Raw genomic sequence first — 25573 nt, forward strand, 5'->3', positions numbered from 1 at the left:
TACGCGGAGCGGTCTGTGTCAGTTGGTCATGCTGGCTTCGGCCTTGCGCTCGACGATGGTCTTGCTGACCAGCACCGGCTTGCCCTTCAGGCGGTTCAGCGCCTGGGCCAGCTGGAAATCTTCCGCCGAGCCGAATTCGGGCAGCGGCTTGGCCGTGGCGGCCTTCTTCTGCGCCTCGTCTTCCAGCTTCTTGCGCGCTTCCTCGCGGGCCTTCTCGCGCGCCTCGTCCTTCATTTCGGCGCCCTGGCCGCTGGCGATGTGCTTCTCCAGGTCGGCTTCGCGCACGCGCAGGGCGGCGAACACGTTGCCTTCGGCGGTCTCGTCGAGCATCACGTCGGGCACGATGCCCTTGGCCTGGATCGACGCGCCGCTGGGCGTGTAGTAGCGCGCGGTGGTGATCTTCAGCGCGGTGTCGGGGCCGAGCTGGCGAACCGTCTGCACCGAGCCCTTGCCGAAGGTCTGCGCCCCCATCACGATGGCACGCTTGTGGTCCTGCAGCGCTCCGGCGACGATCTCGCTGGCCGAGGCCGAGCCTTCGTTGACCAGCACCACCAGCGGCACCTTCTTCACGCCTTCGGGCAGCTTGCGCAGCGGGTCGCTGCCGCCGCGACGCAGGTAGTACTCGGGCGCCGCCTTGAAGGTGGCCTTGGAGTCGGCGATCTGGCCGTTGGTGGTCACCACCACGGCGTCGCTGGGCAGGAAGGCCGCCGAGATGGCCACCGCACCCTCGAGCAGGCCGCCCGGGTCGTTGCGCAGGTCGAGCACCAGGCCCTTGAGGTTCGGGTCCTGCTTGTAGATCTCTTCGAGTTTGCGGGCGAAGTCGTCGACGGTGCGGTCCTGGAACTGGCTCACGCGCAGCCAGGCGTAGCCGGGCTCGACGACCTTGGAGCGCACGCTCTGCACGCGGATCTCTTCGCGCACGATGGTCACGGGGAAGCTGCGCGTCTCGGTCTTGCGGAACACCGTGAGCACCACCTTGGTGTTGGGCTCGCCGCGCATCTTCTTGACGGCCTGGTCCATCGTCAGGCCCTTGACGACGGTGTCGTCGATCTTGGTGATCAGGTCACCGCTCTTCAGGCCGGCGCGGAAGGCGGGCGAGCCCTCGATCGGCGAGACCACCTTGACCAGGCCGTCTTCCATGCCGATCTCGATGCCCACGCCGACGAAGCGGCCGCTGGTGCCTTCGCGGAATTCCTTGAAGGTCTTCTTGTCGAAGAACTGCGAGTGCGGATCGAGCCCCGAGACCATGCCCGAGATGGCGTCGTTGATGAGCTTCTTCTCGTCGACCGGCTCGACGTAGTCGCTCTTGACCATGCCGAACACGGCGGCGAGTTGCTGCAGCTCCTCCAGCGGCAGCTGCGAGACCGAGCTGCTGCGGGCGATCGCCTGGAACTGCATGGTGGTCAGCGCCCCGGCGACAGCGCCCAGAGCCAGCCAGCCCGCAACCTTGAGTTTGATTCCCATCGACTACCCCTTCAGACCCGCTTCAGTGCTGCGAAAACACGCACGCGAAATCAGTATATGACGCGTGCCCCGCTTAGGACCGGGGGCTGCCGGGAAAGTTGCACGCGGCGGCGGGCTTTCGCGCAACGCCTGGAAACAGGCCGTTCAGGCCGCGCTTCGCTCGAAAGTCACCACGTGATCCACCTCGGCACGGATGCCGATCCACTCGCCGATCTGGTGGTCGTGGTGCGATGGCACGTGGGCCATCAGCTTCTCGCCGCTGGCCAGGCGCAACGTGTAAAGAAACTCGGCGCCGCGAAAAGTCTTGCTTTCGATGCGGGCGCGCACCGGGGCGAGGTCGTCGTGCACGATGTCGTCGGCGCGCAGCAGCACTTCGCACTTCCCGTCGGGGTAGGCCTCGGGCAGCGGGCACTCGGCCACGTCGGTCAGGTCGCCCAGCGGGGTGCGCACGATGCAGTTGCAGTGGCCGTCGACCGGATCGTCGCCCTGCGAGACGATCTGCGCCGTCGTGAACACGCCGTGGCCGATGAAATCGGCGACGAAACGTGTCGCCGGGCGGTGGTACAGGGCGTAAGGGTCGTCCCACTGCTCGAGGCGGCCGCGGTTCATGACGCCGATCAGCTCGCCCACCGCGAAGGCTTCCATCTGGTCGTGGGTGACGAACAGCGCCGTGGTGCCGGCCTGCTTGAGGATCGCGCGAAGTTCCTGGGCGAGCCGCTCGCGCAGGTCGACGTCGAGGCTGGAGAAGGGCTCGTCCAGCAGCAGCAGCCGCGGGTTCGGTGCCAGGGCACGGGCCAGCGCGATGCGCTGCTGCTGGCCGCCCGACAGCTGGTGCGGCGCCCGCTTGGCGGCATGCGCCAGCCCGACGAGATCGAGAACCTCCTGCGTGCGCTGGCGCCGCTGCGCGCCGCTCAGGTGGCGGATGCCGAAGTCGACGTTGGCCTCCACGCTCAGGTGCGGGAACAGCGCGTAGTCCTGGAACACCATGCCGATGCGCCGCGCCTCGGGCGAGAGGTGCTGCCCGGTGGCAGCGTCGGCCAGCACCTCGCCGTCGATGCGGATGCGGCCGGCGGCCAGCCGCTCCAGGCCGGCCACTGCACGCAGCAGCGAGGTCTTGCCGCAGCCCGAGGGGCCGATCAGCACGCCGATCTCACCGCGGCGCAGCCCCAGCGTGACGGCATCGACCGCGGCGCGGGCTGTTTGGCCCGGATAGCTGACCGAGGCGTGTTCGATGGCGAGGAACATGACCCTATGATATCGACCTTCTCGACAGAACGAGAATCGTTCGCATCAGACTTGCGCCGCGTCAAGTCGCACTGCGTGCCACCCCCGCGATCCTTGCGCATGTCCCGACTGCTGACCTTCGCCTGCCTGCTGCTTGCCGTGCCCGTGCTGGGTGTGCTGGGGTCCTGGATCGGCCTGGACGCCGCCAGCCTGCAGGTGCTGCGCCACCAGTTCGACACCGTGCTGCCGGAGTACGCACTGAACTCGCTGCTGCTCGCGCTGACGGTGGCCATCGGCGTGGCCCTGCTCGGGGGGGCCACGGCCGCGCTGGTGGCCTTGTTCGACTTCCCGCTGCGCCGCGTCTTCGAGTGGGCGCTGCTGCTGCCGCTGGCCATGCCAGCCTATGTGCTGGCCTATGCGGCCACCGACTTCCTGCAGTTCAGCGGGCCGCTGCAGAACGGGCTGCGGGCCTGGACCGGTGCCACCGGCGCGCTGTGGCCCGACGTGCGCAGCTTGTGGGGTGCGGCCGCCCTGTTCGTGCTGTGCCTGTACCCGTACGTCTACCTCCTGACCCGTGCCGCGCTGAGCGAACGCGCGGTGCCGCTGATGGAAGCCGCCCGGCTGCTCGGCGCCGGCACCGCCCGGCGCGTGCGCGAGGTGGCGCTGCCGCTGGCCCGCCCGGCCCTGGCCGCCGGCGTGGCGCTGGCGCTCATGGAGACGCTGGCCGACTATGGTGTTGGTGCCTACTTCGGTTTGTCGACCTTCACCACCGGCATCTACAAGGCCTGGCTGGTGATGTACGACCGCGACGCCGCGGCGCAACTGGCTTCGTTGCTGCTGGTGCTGGTGGCCTTGCTGCTGTGGGTCGAGCAGCGCGCCCAGAAGCGGCTGCGCTTCTCCGCCACGCGCAGCGGCGCGGTGCATGCCGCCGAGGCGCGGGCCATCCCGTTGACCGGCACGCGCGCGGCACTGGCCGTGCTCGTGTGCGCGCTGCCGGTGCTGCTCGGCTTCGTGCTGCCGGTGCTGGTGCTGCTGCGACTGGTCTGGATCGAAGCGGCACATGGCGAGGTCGGCCTGCCGCTGGCGCGCTTCGCGCAGTGGGCCTGGGTCAGCTTCAAGCTCGCGGGTCTGGCCGCAGTGCTGGCCACGTCTGTCGCGCTGCTGCTCGGCTTTTCCTTGCGCCTGCGCGAGAGCGTCGCGTTGCGTCTTTCGGCCCGCGTGGTCTCGCTCGGGTATGCGGTACCGGGCGCGGTGATCGCGGTGGGCATCCTGCTTCCGGTGGGTTGGCTGCAGGAGCGCTTCCCTCAACTCGGCAGTGCCGCGCTGGTCACCGGCACGCTGTTCGGGCTCATGTACGCCTACCTCGTGCGCTTCTCGGCAGTGGCGCTGCAGTCGATCGAGGCGGGTTATGCGCGCGTGCCGTCGTCCATCGACGAGACTGCGCACTTGCTCGGCGCATCGCGGCGGCGCATGTTCTTCGAGTTGCATGCGCCGCTGCTGCGCCGGGCCGGCCTGGCGGCCCTGCTGCTGGTGTTCGTCGACGTGATGAAGGAACTGCCGGCCACGCTGGTGCTGCGGCCGTTCAACAGCGACACACTGGCAGTGGTCGCCTACCAATTGGCCCGGGACGAACGGCTGGGCGAGGCGGCGCTGCCGTCGCTTGCGATCGTGCTGGTCGGGCTGCTGCCGGTGCTGCTGCTGTCGCGCTCGATGCGGCCGGACGCGGCTCAGCGGTGAAAGCGCCGCTGCGTCACGGCTCGGCGCGGTCACGCTCGGCGCTTGCCTGCATCCAGCCGGAGAAGGCCTGCACGTCGGCCCGCTGGGCCGCGAAGCGCGCGGTGACGAGGAAGTAGCCGCGCGGCGACGCGAAACGCTTTTCGAACAGGGCGACCAGGCGCCCCTGGCGCAGATGGCGACGCACCAGTGGGCTGACGCCCAGTGCCACGCCCTGGCCTTCGAGTGCGGCATTGATGAGCTGGTCGTACTGATTGAACTGCACCGAGCCGGCGGCCTGCAGGCCGTGCAGCTTCATGGTTTCCAGCCATACCGGCCAGGCGCCGGTGGGCCAGACCTTCTCTGCCATCTGGTAGTGCAGCAGTACATGGTGGCGAAGGTCGGCGGGTTCGGCCAGCGGCTTGCCTGGCACATCGAGCAGCGCCGGGCTGCACACCGGCATGACCTCCTCGCCGAACAATTGCTGCGAGCCGTTGGGCGCGATCTGCGCCGGGCAGTAGCGCACGGCGAGTTCGACGCGCTCGCGATCGAGGTCGATCAGCCGGTTGTTGGCGTCGATGCGGATCTCGATGTCTGGATGCTGGGCCCGGAAGTCGCCCAGCCGCGGCACCAGCCACAGTGAGGCGAAACCGATGCTGCATGACACCGTCAAGGCGCGAGTCTGGTTCTGCGCGCGGATGCGATCGGCCGTGTCGGTCAGCTGCCGCAGCGCCTCTGTTGCCGTGCGATAGAGCTGCTGCCCGGCCTCGGTGAGGCGGATCTCGCGATGCCGGCGCTCGAACAGCGGCACCCCCAGGTGCTCCTCCAGCGCCTGTACCTGGCGGCTGACCGCCGACTGGGTGAGGAAGAGCTCGGCCGCAGCGCGCGTGAAGCTGAGCTGCCGCGCTGCGGCCTCGAATCCGCGCAGCAGGTCCAACGACGGCAGGGAGCGCACCATGGTGTCGATTTGCATGCCTAGAGCGCATGCCAAGAATGCGGAGATCTCGTTTGAGGACTGAGAACCAGGCGACGATCATTCTCGCACCGAATCCACTTCCTGGGCATCGATCGTCGACACCCAGCATGCGTGGAAGACATGCGAGGAGCGCATCATGACCATTCGCCGAATCGACAGCTCGGCCGGCCTCGTCAGCCTGTCCAAGAGAGACGTGTTGTCCTTGGCCGGCCGACCGGGAACACGCATCGAAAGCCGCCAGGGCGGCCTGTGGGTCACTCAGGACGGCGATCCTCGCGACGTCGTGCTGGCCTGCGGCGAGGCCTGCGTCCTGGACCGCGACGGGCCGGTGCTGGTGCAGGCGCTGGAGCCGGCCCTGGTGATGGTGGAACGGCCTGCGAAGCAGGCCGCCAGGGCCCCGGGGCTATGGCAGCGCCTGACCCAGGCGGCGTTCAGCGCTTGAGTCGGTAGAACTCGTCGATGAGATCGCCGGGCAATGTATCCATCGGCGCTTCGCTGATGCGCACGCCGCCGAGCAGTTCGAGCGACGAGGCCAGCCAGCCGTTGTCGCGCGGGTCGACGGCATCCTTGGACGCAGGCGGGTTGCTGACCGCCTGACGCGGATCGACGTACTCGCCCATCGGCGCGTTCGCGGTGACGCGCCACACCAGCTTCGCGGGCTGCTGCTTGTTCGCCGAAAGTCGAGCCATGAGGATTCGCCTGTTCACGCCGGGCGGCCGAATGGGCCTGCCACTCGTTCATCGTAACGGACGGCGCCCGGCGCCGCCACGACGACCCCTAGGTTGAAGTGGAGGCAGCGAGGCGAGCGCCGGCGGGATTGCCGTCCGCGGCACCGCAGCATGCGGCGAACGCGGTGAAGGCGCTTCTCGCCCGCGAGGAGTCGCCCGGTGACGTAATCTTCGGCCGCACGGGTCGACCAAAAGGTCCCGTTGAAATGGATTGACCCGCGGCCCACCTTCAAGGGTCGCAGTCAACGAACCGAAGCCCATGAAGACCTACACCAAGTCCCCCGAAGCGATCGCCCGGCTCACCACCGAGCAGTTCCACGTCACGCAGCGCAGCGGCACCGAGCGTCCGGGGACCGGCGAGTACCTGCACAACCACGAGCCCGGCATCTATGTGGACATCGTTTCCGGCGAGCCGCTGTTCGCGTCGTCCGACAAGTTCGAGTCGGGCTGCGGCTGGCCGAGCTTCACCAAGCCGATCGTGCCCGCGCACGTGAACGAACTGCGCGATGCCAGCCACGGCATGGTGCGCACCGAGGTCCGCTCCGTCCATGGCGACAGCCACCTGGGACATGTCTTTCCCGACGGTCCGCATGATCGGGGCGGGCTGCGCTACTGCATCAATTCCGCCTCGCTGCGTTTCGTGCACCGCGACGACATGCAGGCCGAGGGTTATGGCGAATTCCTTAACCAAGTCGAGGAGATCTGAGATGGCGACCGAGCGCGCAGTTCTGGCGGGCGGATGTTTCTGGGGCATGCAGGACCTGATCCGCAAGATGCCCGGCGTGGTGTCCACGCGCGTGGGCTACTCCGGCGGCGACGTGCCGAATGCGACCTATCGGAACCACGGCACCCATGCCGAGGCGATCGAGATCGTCTTCGACCCGTCCGTGATGAGCTACCGGCGACTGCTCGAGTTCTTCTTCCAGATCCACGACCCGACCACGCCGAACCGGCAGGGCAACGACCGCGGCATGGCCTACCGCTCGGCGATCTATTTCGTGACGGAAGCCCAGCGTCTCGAGGCGATCGACACGATCAAGGATGTCGAGGCTTCGGGTCTGTGGCCGGGCAAGGTGGTCACGGAAGTCGCGCCGGTGGGTGCGTTCTGGCAGGCCGAGCCCGAACACCAGGACTACCTGGAGCGCAACCCGGGTGGATACACCTGCCACTTTGCGCGGCCGAACTGGGTCTTGCCCCGGCGCGCCGCAGCCTGAGCGGGAGCGGCAAACCGTTCGGCGCATGTCGCTCGCGCACGGGCTCGAGCGCAGTGGACGTGACGCCCCGTCCGGAGACGGCGCCAGCCGACGCATCGGCGAGCAAAGTGCACGCCGACACCTGTCGAAACTGCTGGCTGGCCTGCAGCGGGCTGGACTTGCGCAGCAGGCCACATCCGAATGGCCTGCAAGCCGCACGAGGACTCGTGAACCGGAGATGCGTCGAGACACATCGGGATGTCGCTGGACGCTGCGTTGGTCCCGCCGACAGGAATCGAACCTGTATTTGCCGCTTAGGAGGCGGCCGTTCTATCCATTGAACTACGGCGAGCGGGAGCGGCGGGATTCTCTCACTGCCCGATCAGTTCCAGCGCCAGGTCCAGATCACGTCGAGCGAACTGTCCTCGCCCGACTGAGCGCGCAGGGTGAAACGCTGGGCGATGCGGTAGATCAGCTGCCAGCTGCCGGCGGTGGCGTTCAGGCTGCGCTCGTAGCCGACATACCAGCGGCGCGACAGCTGCTTGCCCAGCGAGATCACGGTTTCGCGCACCTCGCCGTCGCTCTGCCGCACCGACACCTCGTCCAGGCCGATCGCCCGCGTGAGCTGGTCGGTCGGGCCTTCGCCATCGCCTGTCAGCAGCGCCAGCGCGGCGCGCTGCAGCAGCGCCGTGTCAGTGCGGCCCAGGCCATCGCTGGCGCGGCCGAGCACCAGCCATGAGAGCTTGTCGAGGTCCGACAGCTCGGGCTCGGAGAACAGCCGCACACGCGGGTTCACCGCCGTGCCGGTGATGGCCACGCCCACCCGCACGTCGAGGTTGGGGCGGGTGGCCTCGATGTCCAGCCGCGGGTTCTCGGCCGCCCCGTTGAAGACCAGGTTGCCACGGTCGATCTCCAGCTTCTGGCCGTAGGCGGCATAGGTGCCGCCGGCCGTGCGCACGGTGCCATTGACGGCCAGCCTGCCGCCCGGCGCCGTCAGGCGCAGTTCGCCGCGCAGGCCGGTGTCCAGGCCGCGGCCTTTCACTCGCAGCTGCTCGCCGAGGTCCAGGCGCACGTCCATGTCGATGGTCGGTGCGCGCGCGTTCGACGCGGCCGGCTTCGGCTCCGCCATCTGCGGGTCGGCCGCCCGGGCCGGGCGGCGGCTCACGGTGACGTCGTCCGACAGCCCGGGAGCGTCGCTGCGCGTGAAGTCGATCAGGCCTTCGTCGACGGCCAGTCTCCCGCCGAGGGTGAACTTGTCGCGCTCGATCTGCAGCGTCGAGTTGCCGCTGACGACGATGCGGCGGTCGACCCGGCCGAGCAGCTGGAAGCGCTTCGCCTCGAGCTGCAGCCTGGCCAGCGGCGAGGCGCCGAAACTCGCGTCGCCGCCGAGCTCGAGCGTGCCTGCGCCGCCGCGCGCGGTGAAGCGTTCGATGCGCGCGGTGGCGCCCTGAAGCACGATCGCCACCTCGCCGTCGGTGACGTTCACGCCCTGCAGGAAGTTGCGAACGCTCAGGCGCGTGCCGCGCACGGCCCCGGTGTACTCCGGCGCGCCGAACTTGCCGCCGATGCCCGCACTCGCGCTCAGTGCACCGCCGATGCGCCAACCGGCGGGCACCCAGGTGCCCCAGGTGCCCAGGTTGGCGACCTGCAGCTCCAGCACGCCGGACACCGGCGTGTCGGGCGAGGGCCAGGTGGACTGCGGCGAGGTGCGCGCGACGAAGGCGCCGGCGGCCACGCCGACGGTCGAGCCGGCCAGGCCCTGGGTGAAGCTCCACACGCCGTCGGCCACGTTCAGCCCCAGCCGCAGGTCGGTCAGGCCGAGCGCCTGGGTGCCGGTTTCATCGGTCACGCTGAGGTCGCCGCGGCTGCGTTCGACGACGATGTCCGCCGCGAAGGTCGGGGCGCTGCGCAGCTCGAGCCGGCCCGTCACCGCCAGGTCACCGCCCCAGCCGAAGTCGGGTTGCAGGCGGGCCAGCAGCGGCGCGATCGTCAACGGCTCCATCTCGGCCTTGGCGTCGATGCGCGCCGGTGTGCCGCCCTGCGCGGCCTGCCAGGCCAGGCGATCCCAGCGCAGCGCGGCGCCGAACAGCTCGGCACGCCCCGCCTGCAGCAACAGTTGCTGCGGGCCGGCGTCCAGGCCCAGCACCTGCACGGCGACATCGCGCGTGCGCAGCCAGGCTGCCGTGGCCGCCGTGCCGCCGGCCGGGCGTGCCTCGAGTTGCTGCAGCGTGCCGCGCCAGCCGTCGATCGCGCCGGCGCTACCGGCCACGAAGCCGCCTTGCATCTGCAGCGAGGCCAGCGTGCCGTTCTTCGTGTCGATGCTCGTCGGGGCTGTCGGCAGGGCTTCCGTCCATCCCGGAGGGCGCGCGTTCGAACTGGCGCTGAGCTCCAGGCGGTGCGCCCGGCCGCTGCCTTGCGCACGCAGCTCCGCGTTCTCGAAGCGGGCCGCCCCGAGCACGAGGCCAGCCAGGTCGAACTCGGCGTCGACCGGCGCGTCCAGTGTGGTGCCGGCCTGCCAGCGCGCGCTGCCGCTCTTCAACGCGAGCGAGCCGGCCTGCAGCTCGGTGGCTTGCGCCTTGCCGGTCGAACTGATCGCCGGCCAGCGGCCGCTGGCTTGCAGCTCGGCCGTGAGCGCGCCGCCGAGCGGCTTGCCGGCCGTGTCCGCGCCGGCCAGGCGCGCCAGCGGCGCGAGCTTGGCCAGCGTGGGCGCCTGCAGCGTCAGTTGCCAGCGATCGTCTGCACCACCGGCGGCCAGGCCGATGCGGCCCTCGGCGTCGAGGCGGTTGCCGTCCAGTTCGGCCTGCGCGGTGGCCTGCAAGGCGCCGGCGGCGGCGCCGCGCAGCGACAACTGGCCGCGCAAGGGCACGCCGGCGAGCACGCTGTCGGTCAGCACGGCCGTGGCCTGGCCACGCAGCGTGGCCAGCCGGTCGAGCGCTCGGCCCGGGCCGGCCGGCGGCAGCGTCAGGTCGAACTCGCTGTTTGCGTTCAGGCGATGCGGCCCGCGCCGCCAGGGCGAGTCTTCGCGGCCCGGCCACCAGACGGCCGGGTCGAAGGCCGCCAGCGTGGCCTGGCCCTTGAGCTGCCAGGCCGTGCCCGGCGCCGCGCGGCTTGCGCTGGCCTTCACCGAGGCGCGGGCACCGCCCGCCTCGGCCTGTGCGTCACGCAGCGTGATGCGGTCGGCCCCGGCCTCGCGGCGCCAGTCGCCATCGAGCCGCAGGCGAACCGCGCGGGCGGTGCCGCGGTCGAGCACCTTGCCGTTCAGTTCGCCGCGTGCGGCCAGCGTCTGCACGGCCGCGGCGGGCGCGCTGCCGTCGAGCGTGAGCGGCCCGTCGAGCAGCATGGCCGGGGCGCGCGCATCCAGGCGCTGCGGCTGCAGGGCCTTCAACGTGGCCTCGAGTCGCCAGCCCTCGCGAGACCAGTGCCCCTGGCCCTGCAGCCGGCCGGCCGGCTCGCGCGGCGTGCCGAGTTCGGCTTCGAAGGTGCGCACTTCCAGCCGCGTCGGGTCGTCGGGCCGCGCGCGCAGCTCGATCCCCAGGCTCTGCGCGGGCAGCCGGCCCTCGTTCCAGCGGCCTGGAGCGGCGTTGTCCAGCCGTGCCGTCACCTGCGCAGGCTCGCTCGCAGAGCGTGTCTTGGCGACCGCGCTGCCGCTGATCGCCGTCACGGGCGCGGCCGGGTGGAAGGCGGAGAGGTCCAGCCCCTTCGCCTTCGCATCCAGATCGCCCAGCGGCCAGGCCTCGAACGGGCGCAAGGCGGCGCTGAGGTCGAGCGACTGGGCCGGCAGCGGCTTGCCACCCGGCGCGACCGTGGGCTGTGCCCGCACGGTGGCGATCAGTGCCGGCGCCGCCATCGAACCGGCCAACGAAGCCTGGGCCGACCATTGCAACTCTGCCGGGGTACCGTCCTGCGCCAGCGACAGGGTGGCCTGCAGCGGCAGTGGTGCGGCACTGCCCAGCGTCGCGCTGCCCTGGGCGCGCAGCCGATCGAAGCCGAGCGAGAGGCCGTCGAGACGATGCAGCGAGCCGCCCTCGGCACCGAGGTGGATGCGGGCGCGCAGCTCGCGCAGCGGCGTGGCGCCCAGCGGCACGGCGCGCAGCGTCTGCACTTCGACCGACTTCACCTGCAGCTCGAACGGAAGCGCCAGCGACTCGGGCGCCGGGCTCGGCGTCGAGGCCGGGGTGCCGGGCTTCAGGTCGACGGCATCCGCGGCCAGACGTTCGATCACGACGTGCGGCCGCCAGCTCCCGTCGAAGCTGATGCGCAGCCCACGCCACGACGCGCCTTCGATCGTCAGCAGGCCGCCACGCGGCAGGCTGATCGTGAGGCGCTGCACGTCCAGGTCGCCACCGAGCAGCGAACCGCGCACGCCGCTGGCCTGCAGGCCCGGCGCGCGAGCCAGCGACCAGGCGGCACCCGCCTCGGTGCGCAGCAGCCACAGCGCCGCCGCGACCGCGCAGGAGGCGACCGCCAGCACGATCAAGGCCGACCATCCCCAGCGGGCCCAGGCGGGCGAGCGAGCTTGTCTCGGCTCCATGGGGCTAGAACGCAATGCCCACGCTCAGGTGCATGCGCAATGCCTTCGCCTCTTCGCCATAGGCCAGGTCCACGCGCAGCGGCCCCACCGGGCTGCGCCAGCGCAGGCCCACGCCGTAGCCGTAGACAGGCTTCAGGTCGGTCCAGCGCTGGGCTGCGTTGCCGGCATCGACGAACACTGCCCACCAGACGGCAGGCATCTTCGACGAGATGGGCCGGGCGATCTCGGCGCTGCCGGTGAACATGGTGCGTCCGCTGGCGACGGCGCCGTCGACCAGCGGGCCGAGCGTGCGGTAGGCGTAGCCGCGCACCGAGTCGTCGCCGCCCGCACGGAACAGCAGCGTGTCGGGAATGCCGACGGTGTCGCGCGCGAACACCTGGCCGGCCTCGACGCGCGCGCTGGCGTACCACGACGCGCCGAGCGGCTGGTACAGCGTGTAGCGCGCATAACCGCGGGCGAAAGGCCCGTTCTCCTCGGTCGAGTTGAGCGCGCGGCCGAGTGCGGTCTGCAGCGACAGCGTGTAGCCGTGGGTCGGCAGCAGTGCGCTGTCCACATCGCGGAACACCCAGTGGTAGTTGGCCGACAGCGCATCGCTGCTGGTGCGGCTGGCGATGTTGTCGACCCGCGAATGCGTCAGCTCCGCGAAGTACAGACGCTCGATGCGCGGCGTGTCCTGCGTGCGGCCGATGCGCGCATTCCACGAGGTGCGGATTTCCTCGCCGGAGCGCAGCCGCTCGGCCGTGCCTGCGATCAGGTTGCGGTAGAGGCCTTCGAGCGGGTGCGAAATCAGCTCGCCCTTCCACGACTTAAGCGAGGAGCCGAGCTCGAACTTGTTGGTGGCGACCCAGTCGATGTCGAACGGCCGGCGGTGGCGGTGTTCCAGGGTCACGCGCGGCCCGGTGTTGGCGCTGATGCCCACGCCGACGGTGGCCTGCTGCAGCGTCAGCTCGCGCACGCGCACCAGCACCGGCGCGGCCGCGGCGGCCGCGGGGTCGGCATCGAGCTCGACCGACGCGCTCTCGAACAGGCCGAGCTTCTGCAGCCGCTCCTGGAAGTCGAGCAGCAGCTTCTCGCTGTAGGGCGTGCCGGGCCCGAAGGTGGCCAGTTGTCGCACCGTGCTCTCGTCGTAGCGCTGCAGCCCCTCGATGCGCAGCGCGCCGAGCCGGTACAGCGCGCCGCTGTCGAGCTCGAGTGCGAGTTCGACAGCCTGGTCGGTGGCGTCCACCTTCGCGGCCGTGCTTTGCCAGGTCGCGGCCGGATAACCTTCGGCGCGCACGCGCGCCAGCGTGGTCGTCTTGGCTGCCGTCCAGGCCGGCTGGCGAAACGGCTGGCCGACGGGAAGCGGCCAATCCCGGCGCAGCCGCTCCAGCAGCGACGCGGCCTCGCTGCCCTCCTGCGCGGCCTGCGTCTGCAATTCGCCGCGCGCCGAGAATTCGACATTGCGGATGACGCTGCGCGGGCCGGGCTTCACGATCACGCGCACCACCGGCACGCCGCCAGGGTCGGCAGAGCGCGCGGTCTGCACCTCGGCGGAAAAGTAGCCCTCGGTCTCGAGCAGCGTGCGCGCCTGCGCCGGCGCCGCGGCGGCCAGGCGGGTCAGTTCTGTCGTGTCGATGGCCTCGGTGTCCGGCGCGTTCTGGAAGCGCGCCAGGTCGAGGTAGTCGGTGAGCAGCTTGCGCAGTTCGTCGGGGGCCTCGACCTCGACGCGGTACTGCGCCCGCGACGAGGCCGCCGCCGCCTTGTCGTCCGGTGCCGCCTCGCGGCCGAAGGGCAGCGCCGCACAGCCGGCCAGCCAGACACAGGCCAGCGCCGCCAGGCCGGCGCGCAGCGCCGGGCGCGGCGCGGCCGGCGTCATTTGCTCAGCAGTCGCATGGCCCCTTCCAGCCCCTGCAGCGTGAGCGGGAACATGCGCTGGTTCATCAGCTGCTGGACGATGGAGATGCTCTGCCGGTAGCCCCACACGCCCTGCGGCTCGGGGTTGATCCAGGCGAACTTCGGGAAGGCGCCGGTCAGCCGCTGCAACCACTCGGCGCCCGGCTCCTCGTTGTTGTATTCGACGCTGCCACCGGGCTGCAGGATCTCGTAGGGGCTCATCGTCGCGTCGCCCACGAAGATCAGCTTGTAGTCCTTGTTGTACTTGCGGATGATGTCCCAGGTCGGGAACTTCTCGCTGTAGCGGCGCCGGTTGTTCTTCCACATGAAGTCGTAGACGCAGTTGTGGAAGTAATAGAACTCGAGGTGCTTGAACTCGCTCTTGGCGGCGCTGAAGATCTCCTCGACGCGGTGGATGTGCTCGTCCATCGTGCCGCCCACGTCCATCAGCAGCAGCACCTTCACCTTGTTGTGCCGCTCGGGCACCATCTTGATGTCCAGCCAGCCGGCGTTGGCCGCGGTGCTGCGGATGGTGTCGTCGAGGTCGAGCTCTTCCTGCGAGCCTTCCCGCGCGAAGCGCCGCAGCCGGCGCAGCGCCACCTTGATGTTGCGCGTGCCGAGCTCCAGCTGGTCGTCGTAGTCCTTGTACTGCCGCTGGTCCCAGACCTTCACCGCGCTCTTGTTGCGGCCCTTGTCCTGGCCGATGCGGATGCCCTGCGGGTTGTAGCCGTACGCGCCGAACGGGCTGGTGCCGCCGGTGCCGATCATGCGGTTGCCGCCCTCGTGGCGCTCCTTCTGCTCCTCGAAGCGCTTCTTCAGCGTCTCCATCAGCTCGTCCCAGCCCATTTTCTCGATGGCGGCCTTGTCTTCCGGGCTGAGTTCGAGTTCCAGGTGCTTCTGCAGCCACTCGAGCGGAATCTCCTGGCTGAAGTCGGTGAGCATCTCCACGCCCTTGAAGTAGGCGGCGAAGGCGCGGTCGAACTTGTCGAACTGGGCCTCGTCCTTCACCAGCGTGGTGCGCGCGAGGTAGTAGAACTGGTCGACGGAGTTGTCGATCACGCCCTCTTTCAGGCCCTCGAGCAGCATCAGGTACTCCTTGACCGAGACCTTCAGCTTGGCCGCGCGCAGCGTGTAGAAGAAGTTGATCAGCATCGGGAAACCGGCGTTCGGGCAGGGTGTTTCGAGGAGGATACACGCCCGGGCGGGGCGGCGTGGCGACCTGGGTGTTTCGCTTCGTCGCAGCTGACCCGACAATGCCGGCCGATGCCCAGCTTCAGCGCCACCGAGATCGCCTTCCTGATGGTGGCCTGCCAGCAGGTCGTGCTGGCCTTCGGCTGGCTGGCCGGTGCCGCGCTGATGGCCGAGTCGCGCCGCGCGGCGCTGCACTGGGCGCTGTACGCGGCGCTCAGCGCCGTCTCGCTGGTGCTCTTCGTGGTCTCCGTCAAGCCGGGCATCGAGCCCCTGCGCGCCATGGCCAACCTGTGCATCGTGGCCTCGCTGGTGGTGCTGCAACGAGGCGTGTGGGCCTTCTTCGCCTGCCCGCGGCCGTGGCTGTGGCACGGCGTGGTGCTGGCCGCCGCCGGGGCGGCCACCTGGTTCGGGCTGGACCCGGCCAACGGCGCCTGGCGCGTGGCCATTGTCTCGGGTGCCTTGTCGGCGCTGTGCCTGTCAGTCGGCTGGGACATGCAGCGCGAGGCGCGTGCGCGCATGGAACTGCGCTGGGGCGCCGTGCTGGCCGTGCCGCTGCTGCTGGGCGGGCTGGTGTTCGGCCTGCGTGCCGGCCGGGCGATGGTCTCGCCGGGCACCATCGTCGCCGAGGTGACGGCCGACAGCGCGCTGAACGTCAGCGCCGCCTTCAGCTACCTCGTCATTGCGCTGGTGTTCCAGCTCACGCTGGTGGCGCTGGTGGTCACCCGCGGCGTGGTGGAACTGCGCCGCGCCTCCCGCTACGACGCGCTGACCGGCCTGCTCAACCGCCGCGCCGCCCAGGAGGCGCTCGAGGACGAGCTGCAGCGCTCGCGGCGACTGGGCGAGCCGTTCTCGGTGCTGATGATCGACGCCGACCACTTCAAGTCGATCAACGACGTGCAGGGCCACGCGGCGGGCGACCGGGCGCTGCAGCACCTGGGCACCTTGCTGTCGGCGCAGATGCGCGACATCGACCGTGTCGGCCGCTGGGGCGGCGAGGAATTCATCGTCGTGCTGCCCGGCACCCCGCTGGCGCAGGCGCAGGAAGTCGCCGAGCGGCTGCGCGAGCGCACTCAGGCATTGCCGCCTCGCTGGCAGGAGCGTGCCGTGCCGCTGACCGTGTCGCTCGGGGTCTCGCAATGGGCCGGCGCCGCCGACGAGCTGGCAGCCCTGATGTCCCGCGCCGATGCGGCGCTGTACCGCGCCAAGGCCAACGGGCGCAACCGCGTGGAGGTCGAGCCGCCGGCCTCGCCGGCCAACCTCAGGGTGCTGCCGACGCGTTGACTGCGACGTTGTCGAAGCGTGCGTCGACCATGCCGGCCACCCGCGGGCCGCTGAGGCACGAGGGCAGGTCCAGCCGTGTCGACAGCTGCTTGAAGGGCACGCCCGGCGGGCTGCTGTCTGGCAGCGCGTAGCCGACCGAACCGGCGTAGACCCCCTGGTCCCGCGAGAAGAAGAAACTCTTGCCACCCTGATCCCAGCGCATCTGCACCACCGTCGGCGTGCCGACATTCGTGGTGCCGAGGTCGACGATGTTGCCGATGGTGGCCGCCTGGTTGCATTCCACCGAGGTGCACTGCGAGACGATGCCCTGCACGCGCAGCACGCCGGCAGGATCGGTCGAATTCGAGACACGCGTCAAACGCACTTGCGCGATCACGTCCCCGACCTGCGAGCCGGGTACCGGCGTGCCGACGTTGAAGAAGCCGCCGACGATTCGTGCACGCGACTGGCCGATCACCGTGCTGGCCGGGCAGGCCCCGACCTCGAGTGCGGTGACATTGATGCGGGCGCGCATCGCCGTGATCGCGCCAGGATTCGGGAAGGCCTGGTTCCAGTTCGAGAAGCTGACTGCGCCATCGACGTTGCCGAGCCCCCAGGTGCGCTGCATGATGTTCAGCGCGCCGCCGCGAATCGCCAGCACGCGCTCGCTGTTGCTCCAGCGGGCCGGGTCGAGCGGCGCTGCGCCGAAGTTGTCGTACAGCTTGAAGGCCTCCTGCGCCTGTACCGGCTCGCCGATCAGCGCGGCGGTGGCGAGGATGGTCATGAGGGGCAGTGGCAAGCGCATGGGGACTCCTCCTGAGTTGTCGTGATGGCGGATGCGGCCTCTTCGGGCCGTCCCGATGCTGGCTCGGCGCGGCGGGCCGCTGCATCCCGTGTGCAGGGGATGGGCGGCCGGCACCGCCCTGTGCTTCAGCGCCGCCGTGAGCGCGGTGCGTGCGGGTCGTGCCGGCGCAGCCAGTCGAAATACTCGGCGTACCAGAGCTTCGAGTTGCGCGGCTTGAGGATCCAGTGGTTCTCGTCCGGGTACCAGAGCAGCCGGGCGTCCACGCCGCGCGCCTTCAGCGTGTTGTAGTAGGCCAGGCCCTGACCGTCGGGCACGCGGTAGTCGAGCGCGCCGTGGATCACCAGCGTGGGCGTCTTCATCTTTCCGGCGAAGGCATGCGGGCTCTGCGCATGCACCTTGGCCATGTCGTCCCAGTACGAGGCGCCGAGTTCACGCGGGAACCAGGTGTAGGCGTCCTCGGCGAACATCGACACCCAGTCGAAGCAGCCGGCGTGGCACACGTAGGCCTGGTAGCGGCCGGGTTTCACGTGGCCGTTCATCCACGCCACCATGTAGCCGCCGTAGCTGCCGCCGGTGGCGAACACGCGCTTGCGGTCGGCCCAGGGCTTCTTCAGCAGCCAGTCGGTGGCGGCTTCCACGTCCTGCAGCTCCAGCTCGCCCCAACGGTGCGTGATGCTGTCGAGGAAGGCGTAGCCGAAGCCGCTCGAGCCGTGGTAGTTGACGCAGGCGACCACGTAGCCCTGCGCGGCGAACACATGGTTGTTCCAGCGGTAGTGGAAGGTGTCGCCGCTGGCCGCGTGCGGGCCGCCGTGGATCGAGTGCAGCACCGGGTACTTCTTGCGCGCGTCGAAACCCGGCGGGTAGACCACCCACATCTGCACCTCGTCGCCCTGCGCACCCTTGAAGCGCACGTCCTCGTGGGTGCTCAGGCGCAGCTTCGCGAGCAGATCGTCGTTGAAGCGCTCCAGTCGGCGCGGCGGTTCGCCGTCGCGGTGCGCGTGCACGCGCGCCGGGTGGTCCATCGCATCGGCCGCGCAGACGACCACGCCGGCCGCCACGTCGAAGGACTGCACCCAGCCGCCGGCTGCCACGCGCGTGGCGCTGCGGCTGCGCAACTCGAAGCGCCACAGGTGGTTGCGTGCCTCGGCCTCCGCGGTGAAGTGGACGCTCTGGCCATCGTCGGCCCAGCGCAGCGGGCCGTGCACGGCGTGGTCCCAGTCGCCGCTGAGCACGCGCCAGCGCTCGCCGCGTTCGAGCAGCGCAAGCTGCGCCGGCATCGTGTGCTTCTTGCCCTGGTGGCTGGCGACGAAGGCGATGCGCTTTCCGTCGGGGCTGTAGCGCGGGTGCTCCAGGTCCCAGCCCTTGTCGTGCACCAGCGTCTCGGTGCGGCGCGCGCGCAGGTTCAGCTCGGACAGCACCTTGCAGTTGTCCATGCGCTTCTCGGCCGCCGCGTCGTGCACGAAGGCGATCCGCTTGCCGTCGGGCGCGATGTCGAAGGTGTTCGCGTCGGGTTCGGCGCGCGAGAGTTCCAGGCCGGTGCCTTCGAACAGGTCGGTGATGCGGCCGCTGGCGACGTCGAGCACGTGCAGGTGGGCGACACGGCCCATCGGCACGTTGTGGTCCCAGTAGCGGTACTGCGCCTCGCTGGTGGCGTAGCCGCTTTCCTTGCGCTCCTTGAACGCCTTGTGGCGCTTCGCCTGCGCGTGGCTGCCCCTGAGCTCGGGCCACACCCAGGAGACGAATGCGATGCGCCGACCGTCCGGGAACCACTTGAAGGCCTCGATGCCGGGCGCGTAGTCGCTGATACGGCGCGCCTCGCCGCCGTCGGGCGCGATCACGTAGAGCTGCGGCGTCTCGTCCTTCTTGCCCTGCTGCTCGCGCTTGGCGACGAAGGCGATGCGCTCGCCGCTGGGCGACCAGGCGGCCTGGCCGTCCTTCTCGCCGCACTGCGTGAGCCGCCGCGGGCCGCCGCCAAACGTGGACAGCAGCCACAGCGCCGACTCGCCCTTGTTCTCCTCCATCGAGAAGGTCTGCAGCGAGCACACCGCCTGCGCGCCGTCGGGCGCCAGCGAGATGCCGCCGGCGCGCTCGAACTTCCACAGGTCTTCGGCCGTGATGGCCTTCCTGGCGATCGCCATGTCTGCCTCCTCCTCGAACGAGATCTGCTCAGCGCGGCCGGGTCAGCTGCCAGAGCAGGTGCGCCTTGACTTCCGGCCATTCGCCGGCAGCCAGGCTGTACATCACGGTGTCGCGCACCGTGCCGTCGCGGCGCAATGCGTGGTGACGCAACACGCCGTCCTTGCGCGCACCCAGGCGCTCGATGGCGCGCTGGCTGGCGAAGTTGTAGTTGTCGGTGCGCCAGCCGACGAGTTGCGCGCCCAGCGTCTCGAAGGCGTGCTGCATCAGCAGCAGCTTGGCGGTGGTGTTGACGGCACTGCGTTGGCGGCTCGCGGCGTACCAGGTCCAGCCGATCTCCAGGCGCTCGACCGCCGGCACGATGTCGTGGTAGCTGGTGCAGCCGATCACCTCGCCGCCGGCGGCGTCGAGTACCGCGAAGGCGAAGCGGTGGCCCTGGGCGCGGCCTTGCAGCGCGGTCTCGATGTAGGCGCGCGTGTGCTGCGGCTCGGGTACGGAGGTGAAGCGCAGGTTCCAGAGCGCGCCGTCGGCGGCGGCGTGTCGCAGGCCGTCCTCGTGCTCCAGGCCCAGCGGCACCAGCCGCACCGGCGCGCGCTCCAGCGTGACCGGGCCGACGGGTTCCATCAGCGGTTGTGACGCTGCATGAACACGAGCTTCTCGAACAGCGACACGTCCTGCTCGTTCTTCAGCAGCGCGCCCACCAGCGGCGGCACGGCGACCTTCTCGTCCTTGCTCTGCAGCGCCTCGAGCGGGATGTCCTCGGCCACCAGCAGCTTGAGCCAGTCGAGCAGCTCGGAGGTGCTGGGCTTCTTCTTCAGGCCCGGCAGGTTGCGCACGTCGTAGAAGTTCTTCAGTGCGGCGGCGAGCAGTTCCTTCTTCAGCTTCGGGAAGTGCACGTCGACGATGCTCTGCATCGTGTCGGCGTCGGGGAACTTGATGTAGTGGAAGAAGCAGCGGCGCAGGAATGCGTCGGGCAGTTCCTTTTCGTTGTTCGAGGTGATGAACACCAGCGGCCGATGCCGCGCCTTGACGAGCTCGCGCGTCTCGTAGACGTAGAACTCCATGCGGTCGAGTTCGCGCAGCAGGTCGTTGGGGAACTCGATGTCGGCCTTGTCGATCTCGTCGATCAGCAGCGCCACCGGCTGTTCGGCGCTGAAGGCCTGCCAGAGCACGCCCTTGACGATGTAGTTGTGGATGTCCTTGACGCGCTCGTCGCCGAGCTGGCTGTCGCGCAAGCGGCTGACGGCGTCGTACTCGTACAGGCCCTGCTGCGCCTTGGTGGTGCTTTTCACGTGCCACTGCAACAGCGGCAGCTTCAGCGCGCTGGCCACTTCCTCGGCCAGCATCGTCTTTCCGGTTCCGGGCTCGCCCTTGACGAGCAGGGGCCGCTTGAGCGTGATCGCCGCGTTGACCGCCAGCATCAGGTCCGGGGTGGCGACGTAGGTGTCGGAGCCTTGGAACTTCATCGTTGGCGGTCTTGATTCATGTTCAGGCCAGTATAAGGTCCCCCTATAATCGCGCGCTGTCACGCCAACCTGCCTGCCACGACACCATGAAGAACGTGCTCTCCGCCCTGATCTCGCTGGCCGCTGCCGCCGGTTTCGTCACCGCCGCGCAGGCACAGGATGCCCAGGCCGGCGCGAAGAAGGCCGCCATGTGCATCGGCTGCCACGGTATCCCCGGCTACCAGGCCAGCTTCCCCGAGATCCACAAGGTGCCGATGATCTCCGGGCAAGGCGCGAAGTACATCGCCAGTGCGCTGACGGCGTACAAGAAGGGCGAGCGCAAGCATCCGAGCATGAAGGCCATCGCCGCCTCGCTGACCGAGCAGGACATGGCCGATCTGGGCGCCTTCTATTCCACCCAGGCCGGCCCTGCGACCGCCGAGTCGGCCCCCGCGCCCACGCCGCCGGCCACCGTGGCCGAGCTGCTCAAGAAGGGCAACTGCGCGTCCTGCCACGGGGAGAACCTCAACAAGCCGATCGACCCGAGCTACCCGAAGCTGGCCGGCCAGCACGCCGACTATCTGTTCGTGGCGCTGAAGGCCTATCAGACCGAAGGCAACCCGCAAGTCGGCCGCGGCAACGCGATCATGGCCGGCATGGCCAAGCCCTTCAGCCACGCCGAACTGAAGCAGATGGCCAGCTACATCGCCTCGCTGCCCACCGACCTGAAGACGGTGCCGGAGTCGCGCTTCCGCTGAATCGCTTTCCTGCCGTGCACAAAGCCGCTGGTTTCCAGCGGCTTTGTGCGTTTTGGGGTGCTCAAGTCACCCCGATGCGGGCCGATACTCAGAGATGACGGCACCGATGGCCGAAGCCTTTCCATGCTGAAGAAGATTCCCGTCGAAGAACTGCGCCTGGGCATGCACCTGCATGCCATGTGCGGCGCGTGGCTCGACCATCCCTTCTGGCGGACCAAGTTCATCCTGCGCGACCCGGCGGATCTGGAGAAGCTGCGCGCCAGCTCCGTGACCGAGGTCTGGATCGACGTCGTGAAGGGGTGTGACGTGGAGCCTGCCTCGACTGGCGTGGCACCGCGCCGCGACGCGGCTGCGCGTTCGGCACGCAGCGAGCGGCCGATGCCCTCCGAACCCGCCCCGCCAGCCGCCGAGCCGAAACCGACCGCATCGATGGCGGCCGAAATGCAGCGCGCCTCGGCGCTGGTCAACCAGTCGCGCGAGGCCGTGACCTCGCTGTTCGCCGAAGCCCGCATGGGCCGCGCACTGGACACCGAGAAGTGCCTGCCGCTGGTCGACGAGATCGCCTCGTCGGTGTGGCGCAACCCGGGGGCCATCGTCAGCCTGGCGCGGCTGAAGACGCACGACGACTACACCTACATGCATTCGATGGCGGTGTGTGCCCTCATGGTGTCGCTCGGCCGGCAGCTTGGCATGGACGAGAACAGTGCGCGCGAGATCGGCCTGGCCGGCATGCTGCACGACATGGGCAAGGCGATGATGCCGCTGGAGGTGCTGAACAAGCCCGCCAAGCTCACCGACGCCGAGTACGCGATCATGAAGACGCACCCGCAGCATGGCTACGAGCTGCTGCTCGAGGGCAAGGGCGTCAGCGAGGTCGCGCTCGATGTCACGCTGCACCACCACGAGCGGCCCGATGGCAAGGGATATCCGCACGGCTTGTCGGGCGACGCGCTGACGCGCGTGGCGCGCATGGGCGCGGTGTGCGACGTCTATGACGCCATCACCTCGAACCGGCCCTACAAGAGCGGCTGGGACCCTGCCGAGTCGATCGCCAGGATGGCCTCCTGGGCCGGGCAGTTCGACAACGACGTCTTCCAGGCCTTCGTGAAGAGCCTGGGCATCTACCCGATCGGCTCGCTGGTGCGCATGCGCTCGGGCAGGCTCGGTGTGGTGGTGGAGCAGAGCGAAGGCTCGCTGGTGGCGCCGAAGGTGAAGCTGTTCTTCTCGACCAAGTCGAACATGCCGATCACCATCGAACTGCTCGACTTGTCGTCTCCGGCCTGCACCGACGGCATCGCCGCGCGCGAGAGCAACGCGCAGTGGCAGTTCCCGCACCTGGACGAGCTGTGGGCCGGTCCCGAGGTGCTGCGCAAGCTCGGCAAAGGCTGATCAGTCGGTCGTGGCCCGTCCGCCGGCGAGGTCGTCGAGGATCGGGCAGTCCGGCCGCTCGTCGCCGTGGCAGCCATGCGCCAGATGCTGCAGCGTGCGCTGCATGGCGCGCATCTCCTCGATGCGGCGCTGCAGGTCGGCGGCATGTTCCAGCGCGATTCGCTTGACGTCCTTGCTGCTGCGCCGGCGGTTGTGCCACAGGCCGAGCAGCGTCTCGATCTCCGGCAGGCCGAAGCCGAGGTCGCGCGCGCGGCGGATGAAGCGCAGCGTGTGCACCGTGGCCTCGTCGTACTGCCGGTAGCCCGAATCGGTGCGCGGCACCTTGGGCAAGAGGCCGAGTTCCTCGTAGTGGCGGATCATCTTGGCCGAGACGGCCGACTGTTTCGCGGCCTCGCCGATGTTCATGCCTTCGGTCTCCATCGCTTGAGCAGCAGCGCGTTGGTCAGCACGCTGACGCTGGACATTGCCATCGCCGCGCCGGCCACCACCGGGTTGAGCAGCCCGAAGGCCGCCAGCGGAATCCCCACCACGTTGTAGAAGAAGGCCCAGAACAGGTTCTGGCGGATCTTCGCCGTGGTGCGGCGCGAGATGTCGATGGCCTGCGCCACCAGCGCCGGGTCGCCGCGCATCAGCGTGATGCCGGCGGCCTGCATCGCGGCGTCGGTGCCGCCTTGCTCGCCGGCCATCGCCATGCCCACGTCGGCCGCGGCCAGCGCGGGCGCGTCGTTGATGCCGTCGCCCACCATGGCCACCTTGCCTTGGTTGCCCATCTCGGCGCGCAGCGCGGCCACCAGGCCGGCCTTCTGCTCCGGCAGCACCTCGGCGCGCACGTCGTCGATGCCCAGCGCGCGTCCGACCGCGATGGCGCTGCCGGCGTTGTCGCCGCTGATCATCAGCGTGCGCAGGCCCAGGCCGCGCAGCGTGGCGATGGCGGCGGCCGCGCCGGGCTTGAGCGTGTCGCCGAAGGCCAGCAGGCCCAGCAGCCGCCAGGGCGCCTCGCCGTGCCGGCCGGCCAGCCACGACACGGTGCGGCCTTCGGATTGCAGCGCCAGCGCGCGTGCTTCGAGGGCACCGCGCGCCACGCCGCTCTCGTCCATCAGCCGTGTGCTGCCGAGTTGCAGCGACTGCCCGTCGACCACGCCGGCGATGCCGCGGCCGGGCAGGGCCTGAACGTCGGACGCCGGCGCCAGGGGCTGCTTCGCCGCCGCCAGAACCGCCGCGGCCAGCGGGTGTTCGCTGCCCGACTGCAGCGCCGCGGCCAGGGCGACCAGCGCGTCGCCGGTCAGCCCCGCATCGGCGGCCGGTTCGGCCGCGGCCAGCTGCGGCCGGCCCTCGGTCAGCGTGCCGGTCTTGTCGAAGGCGACCACGCGCACCGCATGGGCGATCTCCAGCGCCTGCGCGTCCTTGATCAGGATGCCGCGCCGCGCTGCCGCGCCGGTGCCGACCATGATCGCCGCCGGCGTCGCCAGGCCCAGCGCGCAGGGGCAGGCGATCACGAGCACCGCCACCGCATTGAGCACGCCGGCCGACCAGTCGCCGGTGACGAACCCCCAGCCGAGCAGCGTGAGCAGCGCCAGCCCCACGACCACCGGCACGAACACCGCGCTGACCTGGTCGACCAGGCGCTGGATCGGCGCCTTGCCCGCCTGCGCCGACTCGACCATTCGCACGATGCGCGCCAGCGTCGACTCCGCGCCCACGGCCAGCGTGCGCACCAGCAGCAGGCCCTCTGCGTTGAGGGCGCCGCCGGTGACGCGGTCGCCGGCCTGCTTGGCCACCGGCAGGCTCTCGCCGGTGATCAGCGACTCGTCGACATGGCTGCGGCCGTCTTCCACCCGGCCGTCCACGGCCACGCGTTCGCCCGGCCGCACGACGACGAGGTCGCCCACCGCAAGTTCCGCCACCGGCACGTCGAGGTCGACGCCGTCGCGGCGCACGCGCGCCGTCTCCGGGCGCAGCGCCTGCAGCGCGCGGATCGCGTCGGTGGTCTGGCGCTTGGCGCGCGACTCCAGCCACTTGCCCAGCAGCACCAGCGTGATCACCACCGCCGAGGACTCGAAATACAGGTGCGCCATCGCACCGTCCGCCTGCCACAGCAGCCACAGGCTCAGGCCGTAGGCGGCGCTGGTGCCCAGCGAGACCAGCAGGTCCATGTTGCCGCTGCCCGCGCGCAGCGCCATCCAGCCGGCGCGGTAGAAGCGTGCGCCGAGCCAGAACTGCACCGGCGTGGCCAGCAGCCACTGCAGCCAGCCATCGAGCATCCAGTGGCGGCCGAACAGGTCGCCGAGCATGGGGATCACCAGCGGGGCCGAGAGCGCGGCGGCCAGCGCCACCTTCCAGCCGTCGCGCGACGGCGCGGGCGGCGCGGCCGGCTGTTCGGCGTTCAGCAGGTGCGCCGTGTAGCCGGCCTTCTGCACGGCGGCCATCAGCTCGGCGGCGCCGGCCGCGCCCCGCACACGCGACACATGCGCCTGCTCGGTCGCCAGGTTCACCGTGGCGGCCAGCACGCCGGGCACGGCCTGCAGCGCGCGTTCGACGCGGCCCACGCAGCTGGCGCAGGTCATGCCCTCGATGCGCAACTCGGCCTCGTCGTGCGGCACGGCGTAGCCGGCTTTCTCGACGGCGGTGGTCAGTGTGGCGGTGGGCACGCGCTGCGAAAGCGTCAGCGCCGCCGCCTCGGTGGCCAGGTTGACGGTGGCGCGGGCAACGCCCGGTACCTTGGCGAGAGCCTTCTCGACGCGGCCGACGCAGGAGGCGCAGGTCATGCCCTCGACGGGCAGGGACAGGGTGGTTTCGGTGTTCATGGAGGCAGTCTGGACCTTGACATGATGTCAGGGTCAAGCGCTTTCGCACTTGATCCATCGCTTGACCTTGCCACGGTGTCAAGG

20 protein-coding genes and 1 tRNA gene are annotated in these 25573 nt (G+C 69.9%); 7 read left to right on the plus strand and 14 right to left on the minus strand.

The annotated features are described in order from the left end of the window. Window positions 1–18: 18 nt before the first annotated feature. Together HZ992_RS03035 and HZ992_RS03040 are read right to left on the minus strand one after the other, a co-directional pair. Window positions 19–1464: a S41 family peptidase gene (locus HZ992_RS03035; RefSeq protein ID WP_209385224.1), complete on the minus strand. Its 1446-nt coding sequence runs from the start codon at window positions 1462–1464 to the stop codon at window positions 19–21. 144 nt (window positions 1465–1608) lie between these two features. Continuing rightward, window positions 1609–2709, minus strand: a complete 1101-nt coding sequence (locus HZ992_RS03040; protein ID WP_209385225.1) for an ABC transporter ATP-binding protein — start codon at window positions 2707–2709, stop codon at window positions 1609–1611. A 99-nt stretch (window positions 2710–2808) separates the two neighbouring features. On the opposite strand from HZ992_RS03040, the gene HZ992_RS03045 reads away from it, so the two are divergent. Then, window positions 2809–4425: an ABC transporter permease gene (locus HZ992_RS03045; RefSeq protein WP_209385226.1), complete on the plus strand. Its 1617-nt coding sequence runs from the start codon at window positions 2809–2811 to the stop codon at window positions 4423–4425. Between the two features lie 13 nt (window positions 4426–4438). Here HZ992_RS03045 and gcvA read toward each other — a convergent pair whose 3' ends face one another. Beyond that, window positions 4439–5374 carry a transcriptional regulator GcvA gene (gcvA, locus tag HZ992_RS03050; RefSeq protein ID WP_209385227.1) on the minus strand — a complete coding sequence of 312 codons (936 nt, stop codon included), beginning with the start codon at window positions 5372–5374 and terminating at the stop codon, window positions 4439–4441. A gap of 139 nt (window positions 5375–5513) precedes the next feature. Between gcvA and HZ992_RS03055 the strand changes: the two genes are divergently transcribed. Beyond that, entirely contained in the window at window positions 5514–5819 is a 306-nt protein-coding gene (locus HZ992_RS03055) for a DUF2917 domain-containing protein (protein ID WP_209385228.1), read from the plus strand. Here HZ992_RS03055 and HZ992_RS03060 read toward each other — a convergent pair. Next, window positions 5809–6066, minus strand: coding sequence for a hypothetical protein (locus HZ992_RS03060; protein WP_209385229.1), 258 nt, complete (start codon window positions 6064–6066; stop codon window positions 5809–5811). The genes HZ992_RS03055 and HZ992_RS03060 overlap by 11 nt on opposite strands. A 298-nt stretch (window positions 6067–6364) precedes the next feature. On the opposite strand from HZ992_RS03060, the gene msrB reads away from it, so the two are divergent. Both msrB and msrA read left to right on the plus strand, forming a co-directional pair. Beyond that, the gene (gene msrB, locus HZ992_RS03065; RefSeq protein WP_209385230.1) at window positions 6365–6811 is read left to right on the plus strand and encodes a peptide-methionine (R)-S-oxide reductase MsrB; all 447 of its coding nucleotides are present in this window, start codon (window positions 6365–6367) and stop codon (window positions 6809–6811) included. 1 nt (window position 6812) lies between these two features. Further along, entirely contained in the window at window positions 6813–7319 is a 507-nt protein-coding gene (msrA, locus tag HZ992_RS03070) for a peptide-methionine (S)-S-oxide reductase MsrA (protein ID WP_209385231.1), read from the plus strand. 256 nt (window positions 7320–7575) lie between these two features. On the opposite strand, the gene HZ992_RS03075 is transcribed toward msrA, so the two are convergent. The 4 genes from HZ992_RS03075 to HZ992_RS03090 form a co-directional block, all read right to left on the minus strand. Further along, a tRNA-Arg gene (locus tag HZ992_RS03075) sits at window positions 7576–7650 on the minus strand. A 30-nt stretch (window positions 7651–7680) separates the two neighbouring features. Beyond that, window positions 7681–11769: a translocation/assembly module TamB domain-containing protein gene (locus HZ992_RS03080; RefSeq protein ID WP_245213460.1), complete on the minus strand. Its 4089-nt coding sequence runs from the start codon at window positions 11767–11769 to the stop codon at window positions 7681–7683. Window positions 11770–11833: 64 nt separating this feature from the next. After that, window positions 11834–13684 (minus strand): autotransporter assembly complex protein TamA, encoded by a 1851-nt coding sequence (locus tag HZ992_RS03085; RefSeq protein WP_209385233.1) that lies wholly within the window; start codon window positions 13682–13684, stop codon window positions 11834–11836. Continuing rightward, window positions 13681–14853 (minus strand): vWA domain-containing protein, encoded by a 1173-nt coding sequence (locus HZ992_RS03090; RefSeq protein WP_209385234.1) that lies wholly within the window; start codon window positions 14851–14853, stop codon window positions 13681–13683. The genes HZ992_RS03085 and HZ992_RS03090 overlap by 4 nt, the downstream gene beginning before the upstream one ends. A 111-nt stretch (window positions 14854–14964) precedes the next feature. Between HZ992_RS03090 and HZ992_RS03095 the strand changes: the two genes are divergently transcribed. Beyond that, entirely contained in the window at window positions 14965–16173 is a 1209-nt protein-coding gene (locus tag HZ992_RS03095; protein WP_209385235.1) for a GGDEF domain-containing protein, read from the plus strand. Here the strand turns inward: HZ992_RS03095 and HZ992_RS03100 are convergent. The 4 genes from HZ992_RS03100 to HZ992_RS03115 form a co-directional block, all read right to left on the minus strand. Further along, window positions 16151–16957 (minus strand): hypothetical protein, encoded by an 807-nt coding sequence (locus HZ992_RS03100; protein WP_209385236.1) that lies wholly within the window; start codon window positions 16955–16957, stop codon window positions 16151–16153. The genes HZ992_RS03095 and HZ992_RS03100 overlap by 23 nt on opposite strands. Before the next feature lie 125 nt (window positions 16958–17082). Next, complete coding sequence (locus HZ992_RS03105; RefSeq protein ID WP_209385237.1) at window positions 17083–19095, minus strand: S9 family peptidase; 2013 nt, start codon at window positions 19093–19095, stop codon at window positions 17083–17085. Between the two features lie 28 nt (window positions 19096–19123). Then, window positions 19124–19717 carry a GNAT family N-acetyltransferase gene (locus HZ992_RS03110; RefSeq protein ID WP_209385238.1) on the minus strand — a complete coding sequence of 198 codons (594 nt, stop codon included), beginning with the start codon at window positions 19715–19717 and terminating at the stop codon, window positions 19124–19126. Next, window positions 19717–20559: an AAA family ATPase gene (locus HZ992_RS03115; protein ID WP_209385239.1), complete on the minus strand. Its 843-nt coding sequence runs from the start codon at window positions 20557–20559 to the stop codon at window positions 19717–19719. Before HZ992_RS03115 ends, HZ992_RS03110 begins: the two co-directional genes overlap by 1 nt. 86 nt (window positions 20560–20645) lie before the next feature. Here HZ992_RS03115 and HZ992_RS03120 point away from each other — a divergent pair, with 86 nt between their 5' ends. Both HZ992_RS03120 and HZ992_RS03125 read left to right on the plus strand, forming a co-directional pair. Continuing rightward, complete coding sequence (locus HZ992_RS03120; RefSeq protein ID WP_209385240.1) at window positions 20646–21296, plus strand: c-type cytochrome; 651 nt, start codon at window positions 20646–20648, stop codon at window positions 21294–21296. Window positions 21297–21419: 123 nt separating this feature from the next. Next, window positions 21420–22685 carry a cyclic di-GMP phosphodiesterase gene (locus tag HZ992_RS03125; protein WP_209385241.1) on the plus strand — a complete coding sequence of 422 codons (1266 nt, stop codon included), beginning with the start codon at window positions 21420–21422 and terminating at the stop codon, window positions 22683–22685. Here the strand turns inward: HZ992_RS03125 and cueR are convergent, their stop codons facing one another. Next, on the minus strand, window positions 22686–23105 hold the full coding sequence (gene cueR / locus HZ992_RS03130) for a Cu(I)-responsive transcriptional regulator (protein ID WP_245213338.1): 420 nt from the start codon (window positions 23103–23105) through the stop codon (window positions 22686–22688). Further along, the gene (locus tag HZ992_RS03135; protein ID WP_209385242.1) at window positions 23087–25489 is read right to left on the minus strand and encodes a heavy metal translocating P-type ATPase; all 2403 of its coding nucleotides are present in this window, start codon (window positions 25487–25489) and stop codon (window positions 23087–23089) included. Before HZ992_RS03135 ends, cueR begins: the two co-directional genes overlap by 19 nt. Between the last annotated feature and the right edge of the window lie 84 nt (window positions 25490–25573).

Origin of the sequence: Rhizobacter sp. AJA081-3 (assembly GCF_017795745.1) — a bacterium.
In the GTDB taxonomy this organism is placed as follows: domain Bacteria; phylum Pseudomonadota; class Gammaproteobacteria; order Burkholderiales; family Burkholderiaceae_C; genus Piscinibacter.

Excerpts from the sequence above, each read along its gene's own strand:
- HZ992_RS03045 (WP_209385226.1), top strand. The coding sequence starts at position 2,809 with ATGTCCCGACTGCTGACCTTCGCCTGCCTGCTGCTTGCCGTGCCCGTG.
- msrA (WP_209385231.1), top strand. The coding sequence starts at position 6,813 with ATGGCGACCGAGCGCGCAGTTCTGGCGGGCGGATGTTTCTGGGGCATG.
- HZ992_RS03125 (WP_209385241.1), top strand. The coding sequence starts at position 21,420 with ATGCTGAAGAAGATTCCCGTCGAAGAACTGCGCCTGGGCATGCACCTG.
- HZ992_RS03120 (WP_209385240.1), top strand. The coding sequence starts at position 20,646 with ATGAAGAACGTGCTCTCCGCCCTGATCTCGCTGGCCGCTGCCGCCGGT.
- msrB (WP_209385230.1), top strand. The coding sequence starts at position 6,365 with ATGAAGACCTACACCAAGTCCCCCGAAGCGATCGCCCGGCTCACCACC.
- HZ992_RS03110 (WP_209385238.1), bottom strand. The coding sequence starts at position 19,717 with ATGGAACCCGTCGGCCCGGTCACGCTGGAGCGCGCGCCGGTGCGGCTG.
- HZ992_RS03040 (WP_209385225.1), bottom strand. The coding sequence starts at position 2,709 with ATGTTCCTCGCCATCGAACACGCCTCGGTCAGCTATCCGGGCCAAACA.
- gcvA (WP_209385227.1), bottom strand. The coding sequence starts at position 5,374 with ATGCAAATCGACACCATGGTGCGCTCCCTGCCGTCGTTGGACCTGCTG.
- HZ992_RS03035 (WP_209385224.1), bottom strand. The coding sequence starts at position 1,464 with ATGGGAATCAAACTCAAGGTTGCGGGCTGGCTGGCTCTGGGCGCTGTC.
- HZ992_RS03090 (WP_209385234.1), bottom strand. The coding sequence starts at position 14,853 with ATGCTGATCAACTTCTTCTACACGCTGCGCGCGGCCAAGCTGAAGGTC.
- HZ992_RS03115 (WP_209385239.1), bottom strand. The coding sequence starts at position 20,559 with ATGAAGTTCCAAGGCTCCGACACCTACGTCGCCACCCCGGACCTGATG.
- HZ992_RS03100 (WP_209385236.1), bottom strand. The coding sequence starts at position 16,957 with ATGCGCTTGCCACTGCCCCTCATGACCATCCTCGCCACCGCCGCGCTG.
- HZ992_RS03105 (WP_209385237.1), bottom strand. The coding sequence starts at position 19,095 with ATGGCGATCGCCAGGAAGGCCATCACGGCCGAAGACCTGTGGAAGTTC.
- HZ992_RS03085 (WP_209385233.1), bottom strand. The coding sequence starts at position 13,684 with ATGACGCCGGCCGCGCCGCGCCCGGCGCTGCGCGCCGGCCTGGCGGCG.
- HZ992_RS03135 (WP_209385242.1), bottom strand. The coding sequence starts at position 25,489 with ATGAACACCGAAACCACCCTGTCCCTGCCCGTCGAGGGCATGACCTGC.
- HZ992_RS03060 (WP_209385229.1), bottom strand. The coding sequence starts at position 6,066 with ATGGCTCGACTTTCGGCGAACAAGCAGCAGCCCGCGAAGCTGGTGTGG.
- cueR (WP_245213338.1), bottom strand. The coding sequence starts at position 23,105 with ATGGAGACCGAAGGCATGAACATCGGCGAGGCCGCGAAACAGTCGGCC.
- HZ992_RS03095 (WP_209385235.1), top strand. The coding sequence starts at position 14,965 with ATGCCCAGCTTCAGCGCCACCGAGATCGCCTTCCTGATGGTGGCCTGC.
- HZ992_RS03055 (WP_209385228.1), top strand. The coding sequence starts at position 5,514 with ATGACCATTCGCCGAATCGACAGCTCGGCCGGCCTCGTCAGCCTGTCC.